Origin of the sequence: Streptomyces sp. HD (assembly GCF_028369295.1) — a bacterium.
GTDB lineage: Bacteria > Actinomycetota > Actinomycetes > Streptomycetales > Streptomycetaceae > Streptomyces.
Window position 1 is genome coordinate 1 of sequence record NZ_JAQMYP010000018.1, and the last position, 17,022, is coordinate 17,022.

Below are 17,022 nucleotides of genomic sequence, written 5' to 3' on the forward strand. Positions count from 1 at the left end.
GTTCCGCCGTCGAGCGCACACCCAGCAACTGCATGGTCCGCACCAGCTCCGTGCGCAGAATGTCCACCGCGCGGCGCACTCCGCGTTCGCCGCCCGCCATCAGGCCGTACAGGTAGGCCCGGCCGACCAGACAGGCGTCAGCACCGCGGGCGATCGCGGCCACGATGTCCGCCCCGGAGAGGATCCCGCCGTCCAGCCAGACCTCCGCGTCCTGCTGAATCTCGTCCCGGACCCTCGGCAGCAGTTCGAGCGGGGTCGGGGCCCGGTCGAGCTGGCGGCCCCCGTGGTTGGACAGCAGCACCGCGTCGGCACCGTGTTTGACCACGTCCCGGGCGTCCTCGGCGCTCTGGATCCCCTTCACCACCAGCTTCCCCGGCCAGCTCTGCCGCACCCAGTCGAGGTCGTCGAAGTCGAGCGCCGGGTCGAACATCGCGTTGATCAGCTCCGCCACCGTGCCGTCCCAGGAGCTGAGGGACGCGAAGGTGAGGGGCTCGGTGGTGAGGAGGTTCACCCACCAGGCCGGATGCGTGGCGCCGTCCAGGAAGGTGCGGAGCGTGAGCCGGGGCGGGATGCTCAGGCCGTTGCGCATGTCCCGCAGCCGCGCCCCGCCCACCGGGGTGTCCACGGTCAGCAGAAGCGTGTCGTATCCGGCGTCGTGCGCCCTCTGCATGAGTTCGCGGCCGGCTCCGCGGTCGTGCCACACGTACAGCTGGAACCACCTGCGCGCGTTCGGTGCGATGCGGGCGACGTCCTCGATCGACGTCGTCCCCATGGTGGACAGGGCGTACGGGATGCCCGCCTGCTCGGCGACGGAGGCCACGGCCCGTTCGCCCTCGTGGTGCATCATGCGGGTGAACCCCGTCGGGGCGAACGCGAACGGCAGGGCCGAGCGTTTGCCCAGTATCTCGGTGCTGGTGTCCACGTCGGGAACCCCGCGCAGCACATGCGGATGGAACTCCAGGTCGCGGAACGTCCGCCGGGCGCGCCGCAGGCTGACCTCGTTCTCCGCCGCTCCGTCGGTGTAGTCGAACACCGCGCGGGGAGTGCGCCTGTGGGCGATGCGGCGCAGATCGGGTATGGAGTGCGCGGACGACAGCCTGCGGTCGGTCGGATCGAGCACGAACGGCTTGGGGCGCAGGAGTTGGGCCACCTCTCGGGGCCGCGGCAAGCGTCGATTCGTCACGGAATACCTTCCTCGCGTCCTCAGGCGACGCGCGCGGGCAGGGCCTTGCGGCTGGTGACGGCGAGCCGGTTGAAGGAGTTGATGACGCTGATCGACCAGACGATCGCCGTGTACTGCTCCTTCGTGAACACCGAGGTCGCCTCCGCGTAGAGGTCGTCGGGTACGTCCTGGGTCTGCGACAGCTTGCTGATGGTCTCGGTGAGCGCGAGCGCGGCCCGCTCCTGGGGGCTGTACAGATTGGTCTCCCACCAGGCGGCCACCAGGTGCAGCCGGCGCTCGTCCTCGCCCAGCCTCCGGGCGTCGCGGGTGTGCAGATCGAGGCAGTAGGCGCAGCCGTTGATCTGCGACGCCCTGATCTTGACGAGTTCGACGAGTCTCATGTCGAGGCCGGCATCGGCGGCTGCCTTTTCGACGAGGTCCCGGATCTCCCGAAGTCGCCCGAAGGCGTCGGGGAGTTGATTTCCCACGTTTATCCGTTGCTCTGTCATGCCGCCACGCTAACGTCGGCGCGGCCGATTCAGAAGACGTCGATATCTGGCCTCAGGCGAGTGCGTATTCGAATGGGGAAAACCCCGCGCCCCGCACCGACAACATCTCGGTGCGGGGGGCAGGGAATGAAAGCGCGGACCAGCCGTCAGCCGGCGCTGGTCGGGTCGAAGACGGACCCGACCGCGCCGAAGCTGGGCGTGCCCTGGTCGGAACCAGGGGTGCTCTGGTTGGAGCCGGACGCGCTCGGGTCGGAATCGGACGAGCCCTGGCCGAAGTTGGGCATGGCCGGAGCGTTGTTCCCGAAATCGGCTCCGCCGGTCCCCATCTCGTCGTCGGCGAAGGCCAGGCCCGGGCCTCCGAGCAGAGCTGTCCCGGCGAGAGCGAGGGCGGCCAGGGCGATAGGTGCACGCATGAGCGTCTCCTTCGGTAGGTGTGTGGTCGCCAGAGGTATGCCGCCCACCCACAGACGAGAAGCGGTGACGTGCAGACAAGCACTCGAATAGACGGCGCACAGGGAGCCACCCGTACCGGGTCCTCAGCGGTTGGGGGAAAAGTCGTACAACCACGACGTGCGTGTCTCCTGGACCGGATCGGTGCCCGTCTCGGCCCAGCCGACCGGGCGTCGCCCGTTGCGGCGCAGCCAGGGCTCCAGGCCGCCCTCGCTGTAGGCCGGCTCGTGGGACGTGCGCGGGATCAGCGCCCGTGGTTGTGCATCACGTGCTTGGAGCGGGAGTAGTCGTCCAGCGCGTAGATCGACAGGTCGCGGCCGTAGCCGGAGCCCTTGAAGCCGCCCCAGGGGACTTCGCTCGCCAGCATGAGATGGGAGTTGACCCAGACGGTGCCGAAGTCGAGGCGCGCGGCGATGTCGTGGCTGCGGCGTGCGTTCTCGGTCCACACCGAGGCCGACAGGCCGAGGGGTATGTCATTGGCTCGTCGTACGGCCTCGTCCTCGTCGGCGAAGGTCTCGACCGTGACGACCGGGCCGAAGATCTCCTCACGGGCGACCTCGGCCCCTTCGGGCACCTCGACCAGCACCGTCGGGGCCACGAAATAGCCGAGCCCGTCGAGAGCCCCGCCGCCCACCGCACTCGAACGCCTTCGCTCTTCGCCCGCTCCAGGTACCCCGTGACCCGCTCGAAGTGCGCCTTCGAAACCATGGGCCCGACCTCGACGTCGTCCCCGGCACGAGGCTCACTGACGGCCAACTCCCGTACCTGGCCCACGAGTTGGTCCACGACTCCTCGGCGACCGACTCGTGGACGAGTACACGGCAGGCCGCCCCGCATTCCTGCCCCGAGTTCCAGAAGCCGGCCACGCGCAACGCCGCCGCGGCCGCCGCGAGGTCGGCGTCCGGGAAGACCACGACCGGCGCCTTGCCGCCGAGTTCGAGGTGCACCCGCTTGAGGGGGGCGGCGGCGGCCCAGGGTGTTGCCGGCGGCGAGGATCGGCGCGATCTTCCAGGCCGCCATGAGCAGGGGGTAGTTCCAGGGCGTGACCACGCCGATCACCCCGAGCGGTTCACGCATGATCAGCGACAGGTGATCCTCGGCGTAGTCGCCGGCGGCCATGGAGGTGGTCGCGCGCACCGCACCGGCCATGAAGCGGAAGGTGTCGACGGTCATGCCGATGTCGTCCCGCGACACGGTGAGCGGCTTGCCCGTGTTCGCCGACTCCAGCCTGGCGAGGAGCCCGGCGTTCCCGGCCACGCGGTCGGCGATGCCGTGCAGCACCTCCGAGCGCTCCCCGGGAACCAGTTCCCGGAGACCGGCGTCCTGCCCGGTACTGGTGATCCGTTCGGGGGGTGTGCTGTGGAATCCGAGGGGCCCTGGTGGGCGATCACCGTGATTGCGGCCGGGGTGACGGTGGTCCTTGGGGCGATCCTCGTGTCCGTGATCGCCGTGGTCGCCCTCGGAACCGGCTGGATACGGCGCAGGCGCGGACGCTAGCCCGGCACGGACTCACTTCCGGTCGGACCGCGCCTCAGATGGCCCCGCGAATGGCCCGCTCGAATCCCTCCACATGCCCGCGGGCGAGCTGTGCCGCCTTCTCCGGTTCACCGGCGACGATCGCCTCGATCAACGGTCCGTGCTGCTCGACATGGCCGGCCATGTCGGACAGCCGGTCGATGAACAGGCACCAGATGCGGGTGGCCAGATTGTCGTGGCGGACGAGGGTGTCCTCCAGGTACGGGTTGTGCGCCGCGGCGTAGACGGCGCGGTGCACCTGCAGATCCAGGTGCATGAGCTCGGCGGCGGCGTGCCGACCGGAGTGCGCGCTCTCCAGCTCCCGCCGCAGGGCGGTCAGGGTCGCCCGGTCCGCGACCGTGGCGCGCCGCGCGGCCTGGGCGGCGGCCAGCGGCTCCAGTTCCTGCCGCACCTCGGAGATATGGGCCAGGTCCGTGATGTTGACCTCGGTGGCGAACGTGCCGCGCCGGGGATAGGTCGTGATCAGCCGCTCGTACTGGAGCCGCTTGAGCGCCTCGCGCACCGGTGTGCGTCCGACACCGAGGGACTGGGCCAGCTGCTCCTCGTTGATGGGGGCGCCCGGGCGGATTTCGAGCATGACGAGCCGGTCGCGGATGGCGCGGTAGGCGCGCTCGGCGAGAGTCGGCTCCGCGTCCCTGGGCGCCCCGCCCGCGGGCTCGGTCGCGACCTGCTCCATGGGTGCCCCCTTGACCTGTGCGGCGAGCTCCCATACCGTACCGCAGCAGTCTAATATATCAGTTGCTCATGAGTTGGCTCTCAGGATGGTGCACAGATGGCAACCAACCCGTCGACCAGCACACTCGCCTCCCCTCTCACCCTCCCGCTCAGCAGGATCGACCCGGACGTCGCCGCCGCCGTGGACGCCGAACTGCACCGTCAGCAGTCCACGCTGGAGATGATCGCCTCGGAGAACTTCGCCCCCGCCGCCGTCATGGAGGCCCAGGGCTCGGTCCTGACCAACAAGTACGCCGAGGGCTACCCGGGCCGCCGCTACTACGGCGGATGCGAACACGTCGACGTCGTCGAGCAGTTGGCCATCTCCCGGGTGAAGGAGCTGTTCGGCGCCGAGGCCGCCAACGTGCAGCCGCACTCGGGTGCCCAGGCCAACGCGGCCGCCATGTTCGCGCTGCTCCGGCCCGGCGACACGATCCTCGGCCTCGACCTGGCGCACGGCGGCCATCTGACCCACGGCATGCGCATCAACTACTCCGGCAAGCTGTACAACGTCGTGCCGTACCACGTGCGCGAGTCCGACATGCGCATCGACATGGACGAGGTCGAGCAGCTCGCCCTGGCCCACCGGCCGAAGATGATCGTCGCGGGCTGGTCGGCCTACCCGCGACGGCTGGACTTCGCCGCCTTCCGCCGGATCGCCGACCAGGTGGACGCCTACCTGATGGTGGACATGGCGCACTTCGCCGGCCTGGTGGCCGCGGGCCTGCACCCGAGCCCGGTGCCGTACGCCGACGTCGTCACGACCACCACCCACAAGACCCTCGGCGGCCCGCGCGGCGGCGTCATCCTCAGCCGCGCCGACCTCGCCAAGAAGATCAACTCCGCGGTGTTCCCGGGTCAGCAGGGCGGCCCGCTGGAACACGTCATCGCGGCCAAGGCGGTGGCGTTCAAGGTGGCGGCGGGGGAGGAGTTCAGGGAGCGCCAGCAGCGCACCCTGTACGGCGCCCGCATCCTCGCCGGACGGCTGCTCGCCGACGACGTGGCCGAGGCCGGAGCCACGGTGCTGACCGGCGGTACGGAAGTGCACCTGGTCCTGGTCGACCTGCGCAAGTCCGCGCTCGACGGGCAGCAGGCCGAGGACCGGCTGCACCGCATCGGCATCACCGTCAACCGCAACGCGGTGCCGTTCGATCCGCGCCCGCCGATGGTGTCGTCGGGGTTGCGGATCGGCACTCCCGCGCTGGCCACCCGAGGCTTCGGCGAGGCGGAGTTCCGGGAGGTCGCCGACATCATCGCCGAGGCACTCAAGGGCGAACGGCCCGACGACGAACTGCGCGCCCGCGTCGGGAAGCTGGCCTCCGCCTTCCCGCTCTACCCCCACCTGAACGGAGACGCGGCATGACCACCGAGCCGCTGCCGGAGCACCCGGACTTCCTCTGGCGCAACCCCGAGCCGCGCTCCTCGTACGACGTCGTCATCGTCGGCGCGGGCGGCCACGGCCTGGCCACCGCCTACTACCTCGCCAAGAACCACGGCATCACCAAGGTCGCCGTCCTGGAGAAGGGCTGGCTGGCCGGCGGCAACATGGCCCGCAACACCACGATCATCCGCTCCAACTACCTCTGGGACGAGAGCGCGGCGATCTACGAACACGCCCTCAAGCTGTGGGAGGAACTCCCCGAGGAGCTGGACTACGACTTCCTGTTCAGCCAGCGCGGCGTCCTCAACCTCGCGCACACGCTCCAGGACGTCCGCGAGGGCGTACGCCGCGTCAACGCCAACCGGCTCAACGGGGTCGACGCCGAGTGGCTGGAGCCGGACGAGGTCGCCAAGGTCTGCCCCATCCTCAACGTCTCGCCGCGGACCCGCTATCCGGTCCTCGGCGGCACCTTCCAGCCCCGGGCCGGCATCGCCAAGCACGACCACGTCGCCTGGGCGCTGGCCCGCCGCGCCGATGAGCTGGGCGTCGACCTGATCCAGGGCTGCGAGGTCACCGGCTTCCTCAAGGACGGCGACCGCGTCGTGGGCGTCGAGACCAACCGGGGCCGCATCCACGCCGGCCGGGTCGGTCTGGCCGCCGCCGGGCACAGCAGCGTGCTGGCCGAGCGGGCGGGCGTACGGCTGCCGGTGCAGTCGCATCCCCTGCAGGCCCTGGTCTCCGAACTGCACGAGCCGGTGCACCCGACCGTCGTCATGTCGAACCACGTACACGTCTACGTCTCCCAGGCCCACAAGGGCGAGCTGGTGATGGGCGCGGGTGTCGACGCCTACAACGGCTACGGGCAGCGCGGCTCCTTCCATGTCATCGAGCAGCAGATGGCCGCCGCCGTCGAGCTGTTCCCCGTCTTCGCGCGGGCGCACGTACTGCGCACCTGGGGCGGCATCGTCGACGTCAGTCCGGACGCCTCCCCGATCATCGGCGCCACCCCGGTGGAGAACCTGTACGTCAACTGCGGCTGGGGAACGGGCGGCTTCAAGGCCACCCCGGCCGCCGGCTGGACCTTCGCGCACACCATCGCCACGGGCGAACCGCATCCGCTGAACGCCCCCTTCGCCCTCGACCGCTTCAGGACGGGCGCGCTGATCGACGAACACGGCGCCGCCGCCGTGGCCCACTGAAAGCCTGTTGAGAGAAGGACACCGTGCTGCTGATCACCTGCCCATGGTGCGGTCCTCGCGACGAGACCGAGTACCACTACGGCGGACAGGCCCACGTCCCCTACCCCGAGACCCCCGTCGACCTCACCGACGAGCAGTGGGCCGAGTACGTCTTCTACCGCGACAACCCCAAGGGCCCCTTCGCCGAGCGGTGGATGCACGGTACCGGCTGCCGCCGCTGGTTCAACGTCCTGCGCGACACCGCCACCCATGAGGTGCTCGCCTCCTACCGGCTCGACGAGCAACGCCCCGGAGGGCACCGATGACCGACCAGCACTTCCGGCTCCCGCACGGCGGCCGTATCGACCGCGCCACCGTGCTGCGGTTCACCGTCGACGGACGGGAGCTGACCGGGCACCCCGGCGACACCGTCGCCTCGGCGATGCTCGCGAACGGCCTCGTCGAGGCCGCCCCGTCGCTCTACCGCGGCCGCCCGCGCGGCATCGTCGCCGCCGGGGCCGAGGAGCCCAACGCCCTGGTGCAGCTGGACGGTTCGTGTTCGGAGGGCATGCTCCCGGCGACCACGGTGGAGCTCTACGACGGCCTGTCCGCCACCACGCTGTCCGGGATGGGCCGGCTCGACCCGACCCCCGACCCCGCCGTCTACGACAAGAAGTACGCGCACACCGACGTCCTGGTCGTCGGCGCCGGACCCGCCGGCCTCGCGGCCGCCGCCGCTGCCGCCGCCTCCGGCGCCCGGGTGATCCTCGTCGACGACCGGCCGGAGCCCGGCGGCTCGCTGCTCTCCGACGCGGAGTGGGTCGCGCAGACCCGCGCCGCGCTCGACGCCGCCCCCGAGGTCGTCGTACTGCTCCGCACCACGGCCTTCGGGTCGTACGACGACAACTACGTGCTGGCCCTCCAACGGCGCACCGACCACCTCGGAGCCGCCGCCCCCGAGGGCGTCTCGCGCCAGCGGCTGTGGCACATCCGGGCCCGGCAGGTGGTGCTGGCGACCGGCGCGCACGAGCGTCCGCTGGTCTTCGCGGGCAACGACCGGCCCGGGGTGATGCTCGCCGGTGCTGTCCGGACGTACCTCAACCGGTATGCCGTGGCGCCCGGTTCGCGGGCCCTGGTGAGCACGACCAACGACAGCGCGTACGACACCGTCAGCGATCTGCATGCCGCCGGGATCGACATCGCCGCCGTCGTGGACGCGCGCCCCGAACTGTCCCAGCGGGCGGCCGAAGCCGCCGCGGCGACCGGGGTGCGGGTGCTGACGGGCAGCGCGGTGGTCGACACCACGGGCGAGGGCCGGCTCACCGGCGTCACGGTCCAGGCCCTCGACGCGGAGGGCCGACTCACCGGTTCCCCGCAGTCCTTCGACTGCGACCTGCTCGCCGTCTCGGGCGGCTGGAGCCCGGTGGTGCACCTGCACAGCCAGCGTCAGGGGCGGCTGCGCTGGGACGAGGACCTGGTCGCCTTCGTCCCCGCCGGGACCGTACGGAACCAGCAGGTCGTCGGTGCGGCGCGCGGGACGTACGACCTCGACGGCTGTCTGGCCGAGGGGGCGCGGGCGGGTGCGCTGGCCGCGACGGAAGCCGGGTTCCCGGTCGCCGTACCGTCCGAGGCCGCTCGGCTCGCGGCCGGCCCGACGCGCGCCCTGTGGCTGGTCCCCGGCCCCGACGGCGAACCCGCCGCCTGGGACACCCACTTCGTGGACCTCCAGCGCGACGTGACCGTCGCCGACGTCTGGCGCTCCACCGGCGCGGGCATGCGCGGCGTCGAGCACGTCAAGCGCTACACCTCGCTCGGCACCGCCAACGACCAGGGCAAGACGTCCGGCGTCAACGCCATCGGTGTCATCGCCGAGGCTCTCGGCGGCTCGCTGGGCGAGATCGGCACCACGGCCTACCGGGCGCCCTACACGCCGATCGCCTTCGCGGCCCTGGCCGGGCGGGAGCGCGGCGAACTGTTCGACCCGGAGCGCACCACCTCCGTCCACGGCTGGCACGTGGCGCACGGCGCGCAGTTCGAGGACGTCGGGCAGTGGAAGCGCCCCCGCTACTACCCCCGGCCCGGTGAGGACATGGACACCGCCGTGGCCCGCGAGTGCCGTGCGGCCCGTGAGGGCGTGGCGTTCATGGACGCCTCCACCCTGGGCAAGATCGAGATCTGGGGCGCGGACGCGGGCGAGTTCCTCAACCGCGTCTACACCAACGCCTTCAAGAAGCTCAAGCCCGGCATGGCCCGCTACGGCGTGATGTGCAAGCCCGACGGCATGATCTTCGACGACGGGGTGACCCTCCGCCTCGACGACAACCGCTACTTCATGACCACCACGACCGGCGGTGCCGCCGGAGTCCTGGACTGGCTGGAGGAGTGGCTGCAGACCGAGTGGCCCGAACTCGACGTCCATTGCACGTCGGTGACCGAACAGTGGACGACGATCGCCGTCGTCGGCCCGAAGTCGCGCGAGGTCGTCGCCCAACTCGCGCCGGACGTAGACCTGTCGGCAGAGGCCTTCCCGTTCATGGCCTTCCGCGAGACGACCCTGGCCTCCGGCGTCCCCGCCCGCATCTGCCGGATCTCCTTCTCCGGCGAACTCGCCTACGAGATCAACGTCTCCGCCTGGTACGGCCGGTCCGTCTGGGAGCAGGTGTACACGGCGGGGCAGCCGTACGGCATCACCCCGTACGGCACCGAGACCATGCACGTCCTGCGGGCCGAGAAGGGCTACATCATCGTCGGCCAGGACACCGACGGCACCGTCACTCCGCAGGACGCGGGCATGTCCTGGGTGGTCTCCAAGCAGAAGGACTTCATCGGCAAGCGGTCCTACTCCCGCGCCGACACCGCCCGCACCGACCGCAAGCAACTGGTCGGCCTGCTGCCGAGCGACGGCACCACCCGGTTGCCCGAAGGCGCCCAACTCGTCGCGCCTGACGTCACCTTGGAGACGGTGCCCGTGCCGATGCTCGGGCACGTCACCTCCAGCTACCACAGCCCGGCCCTCGGCCGCCCCTTCGCCCTCGCCCTCGTCGCCGACGGACGGGCCAGGATCGGGCAGACCCTGCTCGCCCCGCTGGACGACGGACTGGTGCCCGTCGAGGTGACCGACTTCGTCCTCTACGACCCCGAAGGGACCAAGCGCGATGGCTGAGCCGACGATCGCCGCACGGGTGAGCCCGCTGGCACATCTTCAAGAGCGGATGCGCGCCGCCACGGTCACCGGCGCCCGCGGCGTCACGCTGACCGAGTGGCCGTTCCTCACCATGGTCGACCTGCGGGTCGCCCCCGGGTCCGAGGCGGCCGACCGCATCGAGAAGACCCTGGCCGCACCGCTGCCGCGCGAGTGCGGCGACACCACGACGTCCGGCCCGCATACGGTCCTCTGGCTCGGCCCCGACGAATGGCTCGTGGTGTCCCAGGCCGAAGCGACCGCCGTGGCCGCCGAGTTGGGGGAGGCGCTGGGCGCAGACCCCGGCTCCGTCGTGGACGTCTCGGCCAACCGCACCACGCTGGAGCTGAGCGGCCCGGCTGCCCGGCAGGTGCTGGAGAAGGGCTGCCCGCTGGACCTGCATCCCCGGGTCTTCGGCCCCGGCCGGGCGGTGTCCACCACGGTGGGCCCCGTCGCCGTCCTGCTCTGGCAGGTCGACGACACACCGACGTACCGGCTGTTTCCGCGCTCCTCGTTCGCCGACTACCTGGCCCGCTGGCTCGTCGACGCGATGAGCGAGTACCGCGGCCCGGAGGTGGCGTGATGGGGGCGCCGATCGAGTACGTACTCACCCTCGACTGCCCCGAGGCGCCCGGAATCGTCCACGCCGTCTCGCGGTTCCTCGTCGAGCACGGCAGCGACATCATCGACAACCAGCAGTTCGGCGAACGCCGCGACGGCCACTTCTTCAAGCGGGTGCGCTTCGCCACGACCGTGCCGAGCACACCATCGAGGCCCTGCGCCGGGACTTCGCCGCCGTGGCCGCGCCGCTCGCCATGCGCTGGCACCTCGAACCGGCCGGTACCTGGCGCCGGGTGCTGGTCATGGTGTCCCGCTACGGCCACTGCCTGAACGACCTGCTCTTCCGTACCCGCAGCGGGGATCTGCCCGTCGACGTGGTCGCGGTCGTCGCCAACCACCGTGAGCACGAGGAAGTCGTCACCTGGCACGGCATCCCCTTCTTCCACGTGCCGGTCACCGCCGCGACCAAGCCCGAGGCCGAGGCCCGGCTCCTGGAGCTGGTCGACTCGTTCGACGTCGACCTGGTCGTGCTGGCCCGCTACATGCAGGTGCTCTCCGACGACCTGTGCACCCGGCTGGCCGGCCGGGTGATCAACATCCACCACTCGTTCCTGCCGAGCTTCAAGGGGGCCAAGCCCTACCACCAGGCACACGACCGCGGCGTCAAGCTCGTCGGCGCGACCGCCCACTACGTCACCGCCGACCTCGACGAAGGCCCGATCATCGCCCAGGAGGTCATCGACGTCGACCACAGCCACACCGCCGAGGACCTGGCCGCCATCGGCCGCGACGCGGAGTCGGCGGCCCTCGCCCGAGCGGTCCGCTGGCACTGCGGGTGTTCGTCCAGGGAAGGCGCACTGTGGTCCTGCGCTGAAGCCCGGCCGGATCGTCGCGTCCCCTCACACGGCACCGTGACACGCAGCCGCCCGGTGCCCTGGTGTGCCGGCCGACGCGCACCTGAGTGAAGGGCGCACGACCATCCGGACGCCGCCCGCGTGGCGTGCCGATGATCGTGCCGCCCGTGGTGTGCCCTGAGCTCTCGGGACGGCTCACCCCCTGAAGGAGACAGGCGGCATGCTCGGACAATCGCAGGCGTTCAGCGGCTTCTCGGTCGACGACCTCGGAGAGGCCCGCCGGTTCTACGGCGAGGTTCTCGGCCTGGACGTGGAGGAGACCGGGCAGGGGGAGATGAGGGTGCTGATCCTCAAGCTCGGCAGCGGCGCGCAGGTCTTCGTCTACCCGAAGGAGACGCACACCCCAGCCTCGTTCACGATTCTCAACTTCCCCGTGAACGACATCGAGGCCGCCGTCGCCGAACTGGAGCGACGCGGTGTGACCCTTGAGCGCTACGCCGGGTTCGAGCACGACGCGAAGGGCGTCGTCCGGGTCGGCAACGGCGGCCCGGCGGCGATCGCATGGTTCACCGACCCCGCCGGGAACGTTCTCTCGGTGCTCCAGGAGAACTGACCGGAGCCTTCCGGCCGGCCCTAGCCGTTGGGGACGGTGTCCTGGGGGGATCGGTCGGGTCGTTGCCCTCGGGGGCCGTGCCCCACACCGTGTTGCCGGACACCTGGGCGGTGATCTTCGCCCAGTCGGCGTACGACGTCTGGGAAGGGCCGAAGGAGTAGTCGTCGCTCTGGTTGAGCGGCTGCCAGTCCGAGCGGTGGAAGCGCAACTGCATGTCCCCGGTGTCGGCGCCGGGAGCGAGGGTGCCCGCCCCGCTGGTGAAGCCGATGTCCAGGTAGTGGTCGGCCGTGGCCGTGGGGTTGGCGAGTGTGCCGAAGGTGCCGGTGATGTTGGCGCAGCCCCTGACCGCCCAGGAACAGGCGTAGAGGTACGTGGCACCCAGCCGTCCAGACGATCGAACCCACCGTGGTCAGCCGGGCCGAGGCCAAGATCCTCGGCGTGCCCCACCTGTCTCCCGCACTCCTCTTCGAGCGCCTCACCAGCGACACCGACGGCCGGGCCGTCGAATACGTCCACTCCATCTACCGCGGCGACCGCTACCGCATCGTCACCCGCCTCACCCTGGGCCTCTCGGCCGGTCAGGGACAACCGGCCCCGACGGGATCCCTCCCCGGCATTCCGCCCGGAGTCTCCCACCGCGCGAGCCCGTCGTGCTCACGGCTCAGGGGGACGTGCACGCCGACCGGTGACGGCGGTCGGCGCACGCGGAGAAGGGGTCCGCCCGGCCGTCTCCGGCCGCGCGGACCCCGCTGAGGCACCGCTCGCGTCGTCAGCCGCTCTGCTGCAGCCTGCGCAGCGACGCGACGAGCTGGTCCACCTCCTCGGACGTGTTGTAGAGCGCGAGGGAGGCACGGGCCGCCGACTCCAACCCGTAGTGCGCGAGGGCCGGTTGGGCGCAGTGGTGGCCGGCCCGGATGGCGATTCCGTCGCGGTCGAGCCAGTCGGCGACGGTGGCCGGGTCCTGCCCCGCGAGCGTGAAGGTGAGCACCGCGATCCGGTCGGGCGCCGAACCGATCAGCTCAAGTCCGGGCACGGAGGCAAGGGCCTGCTGCGCATACGACATGAGCCCTTCCTCGTATGCCGTGACGGCCTCCCGGTCGAGGGACGTCAGCCAGTTCAGGGCGGCGAGCAGTCCGATGACCCCGGAGATGTGTCCGGTGCCGGCCTCCATCTTGTGCGGGGCGGCCGCGAACGTGGTCTGCCCGAAGTCCACGGACTCGATCATGTTGCCGCCGCCCTGCCACGGTGCCATGCCGGCAAGGAGCTCCGGCTTGACGTACAGGGCACCGATACCGGTCGGCGCGAACAGCTTGTGGCCCGAGAACGCGTAGAAATCGGCGTCCAGGTCCTGTACGTCGACGGGGAAGTGAGCGACGGCCTGAGCCCCGTCGACCAGGACCTTGGCGCCGTAGCGATGGGCGAGGGCCGTCATCTCCCGCACGGGTGGCACGGTGCCGAGGACGTTCGACGCGTGGCTGATCGCGACGAGCTGGGTCCGCGAGGACAGCAGATCGGCGTACGCGGCCTGGTCGATCTCGCCGTCCGGTGTGAGCGGGATCGGCACGAGCCGGGCCCGGGTCAGCTTGGCGAGCATCTGCCACGGCACGATGTCCGAGTGGTGTTCGAGGACCGGCACCAGGATGTCGTCCCCGGGGCCGAGGTTGGCCCGGCCCCAGGTCTGTGCGACGAGGTTGATCGCCTCCGTGGTGCCGCGCACGAAGACGACGCCGTCCGGGCTCGGTGCGCCGAGGAAGTCGGCGACGGCCGCCCGGCCCGCCTCGTACGCCTCGGTGGCCTCCCGCGCCATGGTGTGGGCCCCGCGGTGGATGTTGGAGTTGGCGGCACCGTAGTAGGCGGTGAGCGCCTCGATGACCTGACGCGGTTTCTGCGTGGTGGCCGCGTTGTCGAGCCAGACGAGCGGGTGGCCGTTGACGGTCCGGTGCAGGATCGGGAACTCGTGGCGCACCATCTCGGCGGTGAAACCACCCGGTTGGCGCGGCAGGGGCGAGGGGTCGGTGGACGGCACCGCGGCCGGCGAGGTGGGCGGCGCGGGCGGCGTGATCCCGGGCACGGCCGGGGGCGCCCCGGGAAGAGCCGCCGTACTTGGAGGAGGCGCCGCGCTCGCGAGAGCCGTACCGGACTCGGCAACCGCGCCCTGCTCCGCCGCTGTCGGCGTCAGCGGCGCCGTGACGTCAGGCGTAGTCATGGTACTTGGACACCTCGACGTTCTGGAGTACGGCGATGGCGTCGTCCACCAGCACGGCGGTGTTGAAGTAGGCCGTCATCAGGTACGACGTGATGCCCTTCTGGTCCATGCCCATGTTCCGCATGGACAGACCGGGTTCGACCTCGTCCGGTACGGCCGCGGGGCGCAGGCCCACCACGCCCTGCTCGGCCTCGCCGATCCGCACCAGCAGGATCTCGGTGGTGCCGGCCGCGCTGCCGGAGCCGTTCGGGCAGGGCACCTTGTCGGAGGGCAGCAGCGGCACGCCGCGCCAGGTCAGCAGCGGGCTGCCGAACCGGCTGTCCGTCACCGGGGGCACCCCGCGCCGCGTACATTCCCGCCCGAACGCGGCGATCGCCCTCGGATGCGCGATGAAGTAGGCCGGCTGCTTCCACACCCTCGCGAGGAGTTCGTCCAGGTCGTCGGGGGTGGGAGCACCGGTACGCGCCTGCACGCGCTGCCCGGTCGGGACGTTGTGGAACAGCCCGAACTCGGGGTGGTTGAGCATCAGGTTCTCCTGGCGCTCACGCAGGGCCTGAATGGTCAGGTTGGCCTGGGTTCGCGTCTGGTCCATCGGCCCGTTGTAGAGGTCGGCGACGCGGGAGTGGACCATCATCCGCGTCTGGGCCAGCGTCATGTGGTACTCGCGCGGAGCGTCCTCGTAGTCGACGTACGTGCTCGGCAGATCGACCTCCCCCACATGGCCACCGCTCAGGTCGATGGGCGCCTCGGTGCCGGGTGCGGGCATGCCGCCCGCCGTGTACGAGTCCACCGCACCGCGCAGCGCCTCGTCGCGCTCCATCAGCCCGGCGAGGGCTGAACGCTCGACGCGCAGGGCGACGCCGGGAGTGACGGCCTTGACGGCGTACGGCATGGACTCGCCCTTGGTCCACGCCTCCAGGTCGAAGTACTGCCCGTCGCCGACGACCTGGATCAGCGCCTCGTCGCCGTACCGTCCGGCGGCGCGCTTCTCGGCCCGGCCCTGGACGATCACCCACAGGTGCTCGGCGGTGTCGCCCTCCTGGACCAGTACCTGCCCGGCCTCGAAGCTCACCTCGGTGAACCCGTCGGCCAGTTGCCCGAGGAGCGCGTCGTCGCTCTCGCGCAGGTACGGGATCTCGCGTAAGTCCCCCGGGATGACGCGCGGGCTCCCTTCGTCGGTGTGGGTGCCGATGCGGTCGTCGCCGAGGATGTAGGTGCGGCGCCGGTTGACGCGGTAGACGCCTGATTCGACGTCGACCCATGGCAGGGCACGCAGGAGATAGCGCGGGGTGATGCCGCGCATCTGCGGTGTCGTCTTCGTGGTCGTCGCGAGTTGCCGGGCGGCGTCGGGGCTGAGAGTGATGCGGTCGGTCGTCACAGGGGTCTCCTCTGGTGGATTCGATCCGGGAGCGGACTTCCGTACGAGCGAGCCGATCGTGCAGCGGGCAACAGGGCCTCACAAGGTGCGCAGGACACCGCTCGGTTGAGCGCGGGCCGAAAACACTCGACTTCAGGCGGGAGGTGCGCACTGCATCGCGCCCATCGGGAGGCGGTGCCACCAAGGGCGAGGGCCCGGAGGAGAATGGTCCGGGCACAGCGACGACGAGCGGCCCGACGCTCCGTCAATTGCCCACGGACGGCTGGATTTGGCCCCGTATCTCTACTTTTAGACTCTTAAAGGCGGGCTTATGTGACCCTTCTCAGGGCCGCATTTGCCTGAACCGGCAACTACCCGAATCGGCTGGCAGTGGTCAGAGGAGGGTGGGAGAGGCGCGGAAGTAGTGGCCCTTGTCGAGGTCTTCGAGGAGACCGGGTCGGGTCGGCTGCCAGTCGAGCGCATCGCGGGTCACGGTGCTCGACGCCGGGGTGTCGAGTCCCAGGAAGCCGGCGAGCCAGGTGAAATGGTCCGCCGCGGCGCCGGGGGCCACGGAGGTGACCGGCACATCGAGGTGACGGCCTATCACTTCGGCGACGTCGCGGATCGGGACGCCTTCCTCCGCGACGCCGTGCAGCACCGACCCCGCCGGGGCCTTCTCCACCACCAGCCGGAACAGCCGTGCGACGTCGAGGCGATGGGCGGCCGGCCAGCGGTTGGCACCGTCGCCGACGTAGCCGGAGACACCCTTGGCGCGGGCGATGGCGACCAGGGTCGCCATGAACCCGTTGTCTCCCTCGCCGTGGCAGGTCGGAGCGAGCCGCACCACCGCCGAGCGCACGCCACGCGAGGCGAGCGCGAGGGCCGCTACGGCGGTGGCCGAGCGGATGGACGTAGGTGAACCGTCGACCTTGGGCAGGTCCCGCTCGGTCGCCACGTGCCCCGGCTTCAGACCGGCCAGGCCCGACGCGAGGACGAACGGGCGGTCGGTGCCGGCCAGCGCGTCGCCGAAGGTGTCGACGACGCGGCGGTCGGCCTCGGCGGCGCCCCGGTAGTCGCCGTTGAAGGCGAGGTCGTGCTTGAAGGCGAGGTGGACCACCCCGTCCGAGGCGGCGGCGGTACGGCCCAGGATGTCGAGGTCGTCGACCGTGCCGCGGACCACTTCCGCCCCGGCGACGATGAGGGCGACGGCGGAGGCGTCGGAGCGGGCGAGCCCCACGACCTGGTGGCCCGCGTCGAGGAGTTCGGGCACGAGGGCGGAGCCGATCCAGCCGGACGCGCCGGTCACGAAGATACGCATGG

The 17,022-nt window shown here is 70.9% G+C and carries 15 protein-coding genes and 4 pseudogenes; 9 read left to right on the forward strand and 10 right to left on the reverse strand.

The features are described 5' to 3' along the window. From POF73_RS18745 to POF73_RS18770, 5 genes and pseudogenes are all read right to left on the reverse strand, one after another. On the reverse strand, positions 1–1,183 hold a 1,183-nt coding region (locus tag POF73_RS18745; protein WP_272116727.1), incomplete at its 3' end, for an alpha-hydroxy acid oxidase. A gap of 20 nt (positions 1,184–1,203) precedes the next feature. Further along, positions 1,204–1,671: a carboxymuconolactone decarboxylase family protein gene (locus POF73_RS18750; protein WP_272116729.1), complete on the reverse strand. Its 468-nt coding sequence runs from the start codon at positions 1,669–1,671 to the stop codon at positions 1,204–1,206. Between the two features lie 146 nt (positions 1,672–1,817). Then, entirely contained in the window at positions 1,818–2,084 is a 267-nt protein-coding gene (locus POF73_RS18755; RefSeq protein ID WP_272116731.1) for a hypothetical protein, read from the reverse strand. Positions 2,085–2,365: 281 nt separating this feature from the next. After that, positions 2,366–3,068 (reverse strand): annotated as a pseudogene (locus tag POF73_RS46255) (aldehyde dehydrogenase family protein). Positions 3,069–3,153: 85 nt separating this feature from the next. Continuing rightward, a pseudogene (locus POF73_RS18770) lies at positions 3,154–3,402 on the reverse strand (aldehyde dehydrogenase family protein); the annotation flags it as partial. Between the two features lie 78 nt (positions 3,403–3,480). On the opposite strand from POF73_RS18770, the gene POF73_RS18775 reads away from it, so the two are divergent. After that, positions 3,481–3,618: a hypothetical protein gene (locus POF73_RS18775; protein WP_272116738.1), complete on the forward strand. Its 138-nt coding sequence runs from the start codon at positions 3,481–3,483 to the stop codon at positions 3,616–3,618. A gap of 34 nt (positions 3,619–3,652) precedes the next feature. Here the strand turns inward: POF73_RS18775 and POF73_RS18780 are convergent, their stop codons facing one another. Beyond that, positions 3,653–4,333, reverse strand: a complete 681-nt coding sequence (locus POF73_RS18780) for a GntR family transcriptional regulator (RefSeq protein WP_272116740.1) — start codon at positions 4,331–4,333, stop codon at positions 3,653–3,655. 96 nt (positions 4,334–4,429) lie between these two features. Between POF73_RS18780 and glyA the strand changes: the two genes are divergently transcribed. From glyA to POF73_RS18815, 7 genes and pseudogenes are all read left to right on the forward strand, one after another. Continuing rightward, entirely contained in the window at positions 4,430–5,734 is a 1,305-nt protein-coding gene (glyA, locus tag POF73_RS18785) for a serine hydroxymethyltransferase (protein ID WP_272116742.1), read from the forward strand. Continuing rightward, positions 5,731–6,951, forward strand: a complete 1,221-nt coding sequence (locus tag POF73_RS18790) for a sarcosine oxidase subunit beta family protein (protein WP_272116743.1) — start codon at positions 5,731–5,733, stop codon at positions 6,949–6,951. The genes glyA and POF73_RS18790 overlap by 4 nt, the downstream gene beginning before the upstream one ends. 23 nt (positions 6,952–6,974) lie before the next feature. After that, positions 6,975–7,256 (forward strand): sarcosine oxidase subunit delta, encoded by a 282-nt coding sequence (locus POF73_RS18795; protein ID WP_272116745.1) that lies wholly within the window; start codon positions 6,975–6,977, stop codon positions 7,254–7,256. Further along, complete coding sequence (locus tag POF73_RS18800) at positions 7,253–10,093, forward strand: sarcosine oxidase subunit alpha family protein (RefSeq protein WP_272116747.1); 2,841 nt, start codon at positions 7,253–7,255, stop codon at positions 10,091–10,093. The genes POF73_RS18795 and POF73_RS18800 overlap by 4 nt, the downstream gene beginning before the upstream one ends. Continuing rightward, positions 10,086–10,694 carry a sarcosine oxidase subunit gamma gene (locus tag POF73_RS18805; RefSeq protein ID WP_272116749.1) on the forward strand — a complete coding sequence of 203 codons (609 nt, stop codon included), beginning with the start codon at positions 10,086–10,088 and terminating at the stop codon, positions 10,692–10,694. Before POF73_RS18800 ends, POF73_RS18805 begins: the two co-directional genes overlap by 8 nt. Next, positions 10,694–11,546: pseudogene (gene purU / locus POF73_RS18810) on the forward strand (formyltetrahydrofolate deformylase). Before POF73_RS18805 ends, purU begins: the two are co-directional and overlap by 1 nt. Positions 11,547–11,746: 200 nt before the next feature. Then, positions 11,747–12,139, forward strand: a complete 393-nt coding sequence (locus POF73_RS18815; protein ID WP_272116751.1) for a VOC family protein — start codon at positions 11,747–11,749, stop codon at positions 12,137–12,139. Positions 12,140–12,173: 34 nt separating this feature from the next. On the opposite strand, the pseudogene POF73_RS18820 reads toward POF73_RS18815, so the two are convergent. Continuing rightward, positions 12,174–12,518: pseudogene (locus POF73_RS18820) on the reverse strand (cellulose binding domain-containing protein); the annotation flags it as partial. 26 nt (positions 12,519–12,544) lie between these two features. Between POF73_RS18820 and POF73_RS18825 the strand changes: the two are divergent. After that, positions 12,545–12,892: a UTRA domain-containing protein gene (locus tag POF73_RS18825; RefSeq protein ID WP_443049547.1), complete on the forward strand. Its 348-nt coding sequence runs from the start codon at positions 12,545–12,547 to the stop codon at positions 12,890–12,892. Between the two features lie 16 nt (positions 12,893–12,908). Here POF73_RS18825 and POF73_RS18830 read toward each other — a convergent pair whose 3' ends face one another. The 3 genes from POF73_RS18830 to POF73_RS18840 form a co-directional block, all read right to left on the reverse strand. Further along, positions 12,909–14,345: a cysteine desulfurase gene (locus POF73_RS18830; protein ID WP_272116753.1), complete on the reverse strand. Its 1,437-nt coding sequence runs from the start codon at positions 14,343–14,345 to the stop codon at positions 12,909–12,911. Beyond that, entirely contained in the window at positions 14,332–15,723 is a 1,392-nt protein-coding gene (locus POF73_RS18835; protein WP_272116756.1) for a family 2B encapsulin nanocompartment shell protein, read from the reverse strand. Before POF73_RS18835 ends, POF73_RS18830 begins: the two co-directional genes overlap by 14 nt. A 373-nt stretch (positions 15,724–16,096) precedes the next feature. After that, entirely contained in the window at positions 16,097–17,020 is a 924-nt protein-coding gene (locus tag POF73_RS18840) for an SDR family oxidoreductase (protein ID WP_272116758.1), read from the reverse strand. Between the last annotated feature and the right edge of the window lie 2 nt (positions 17,021–17,022).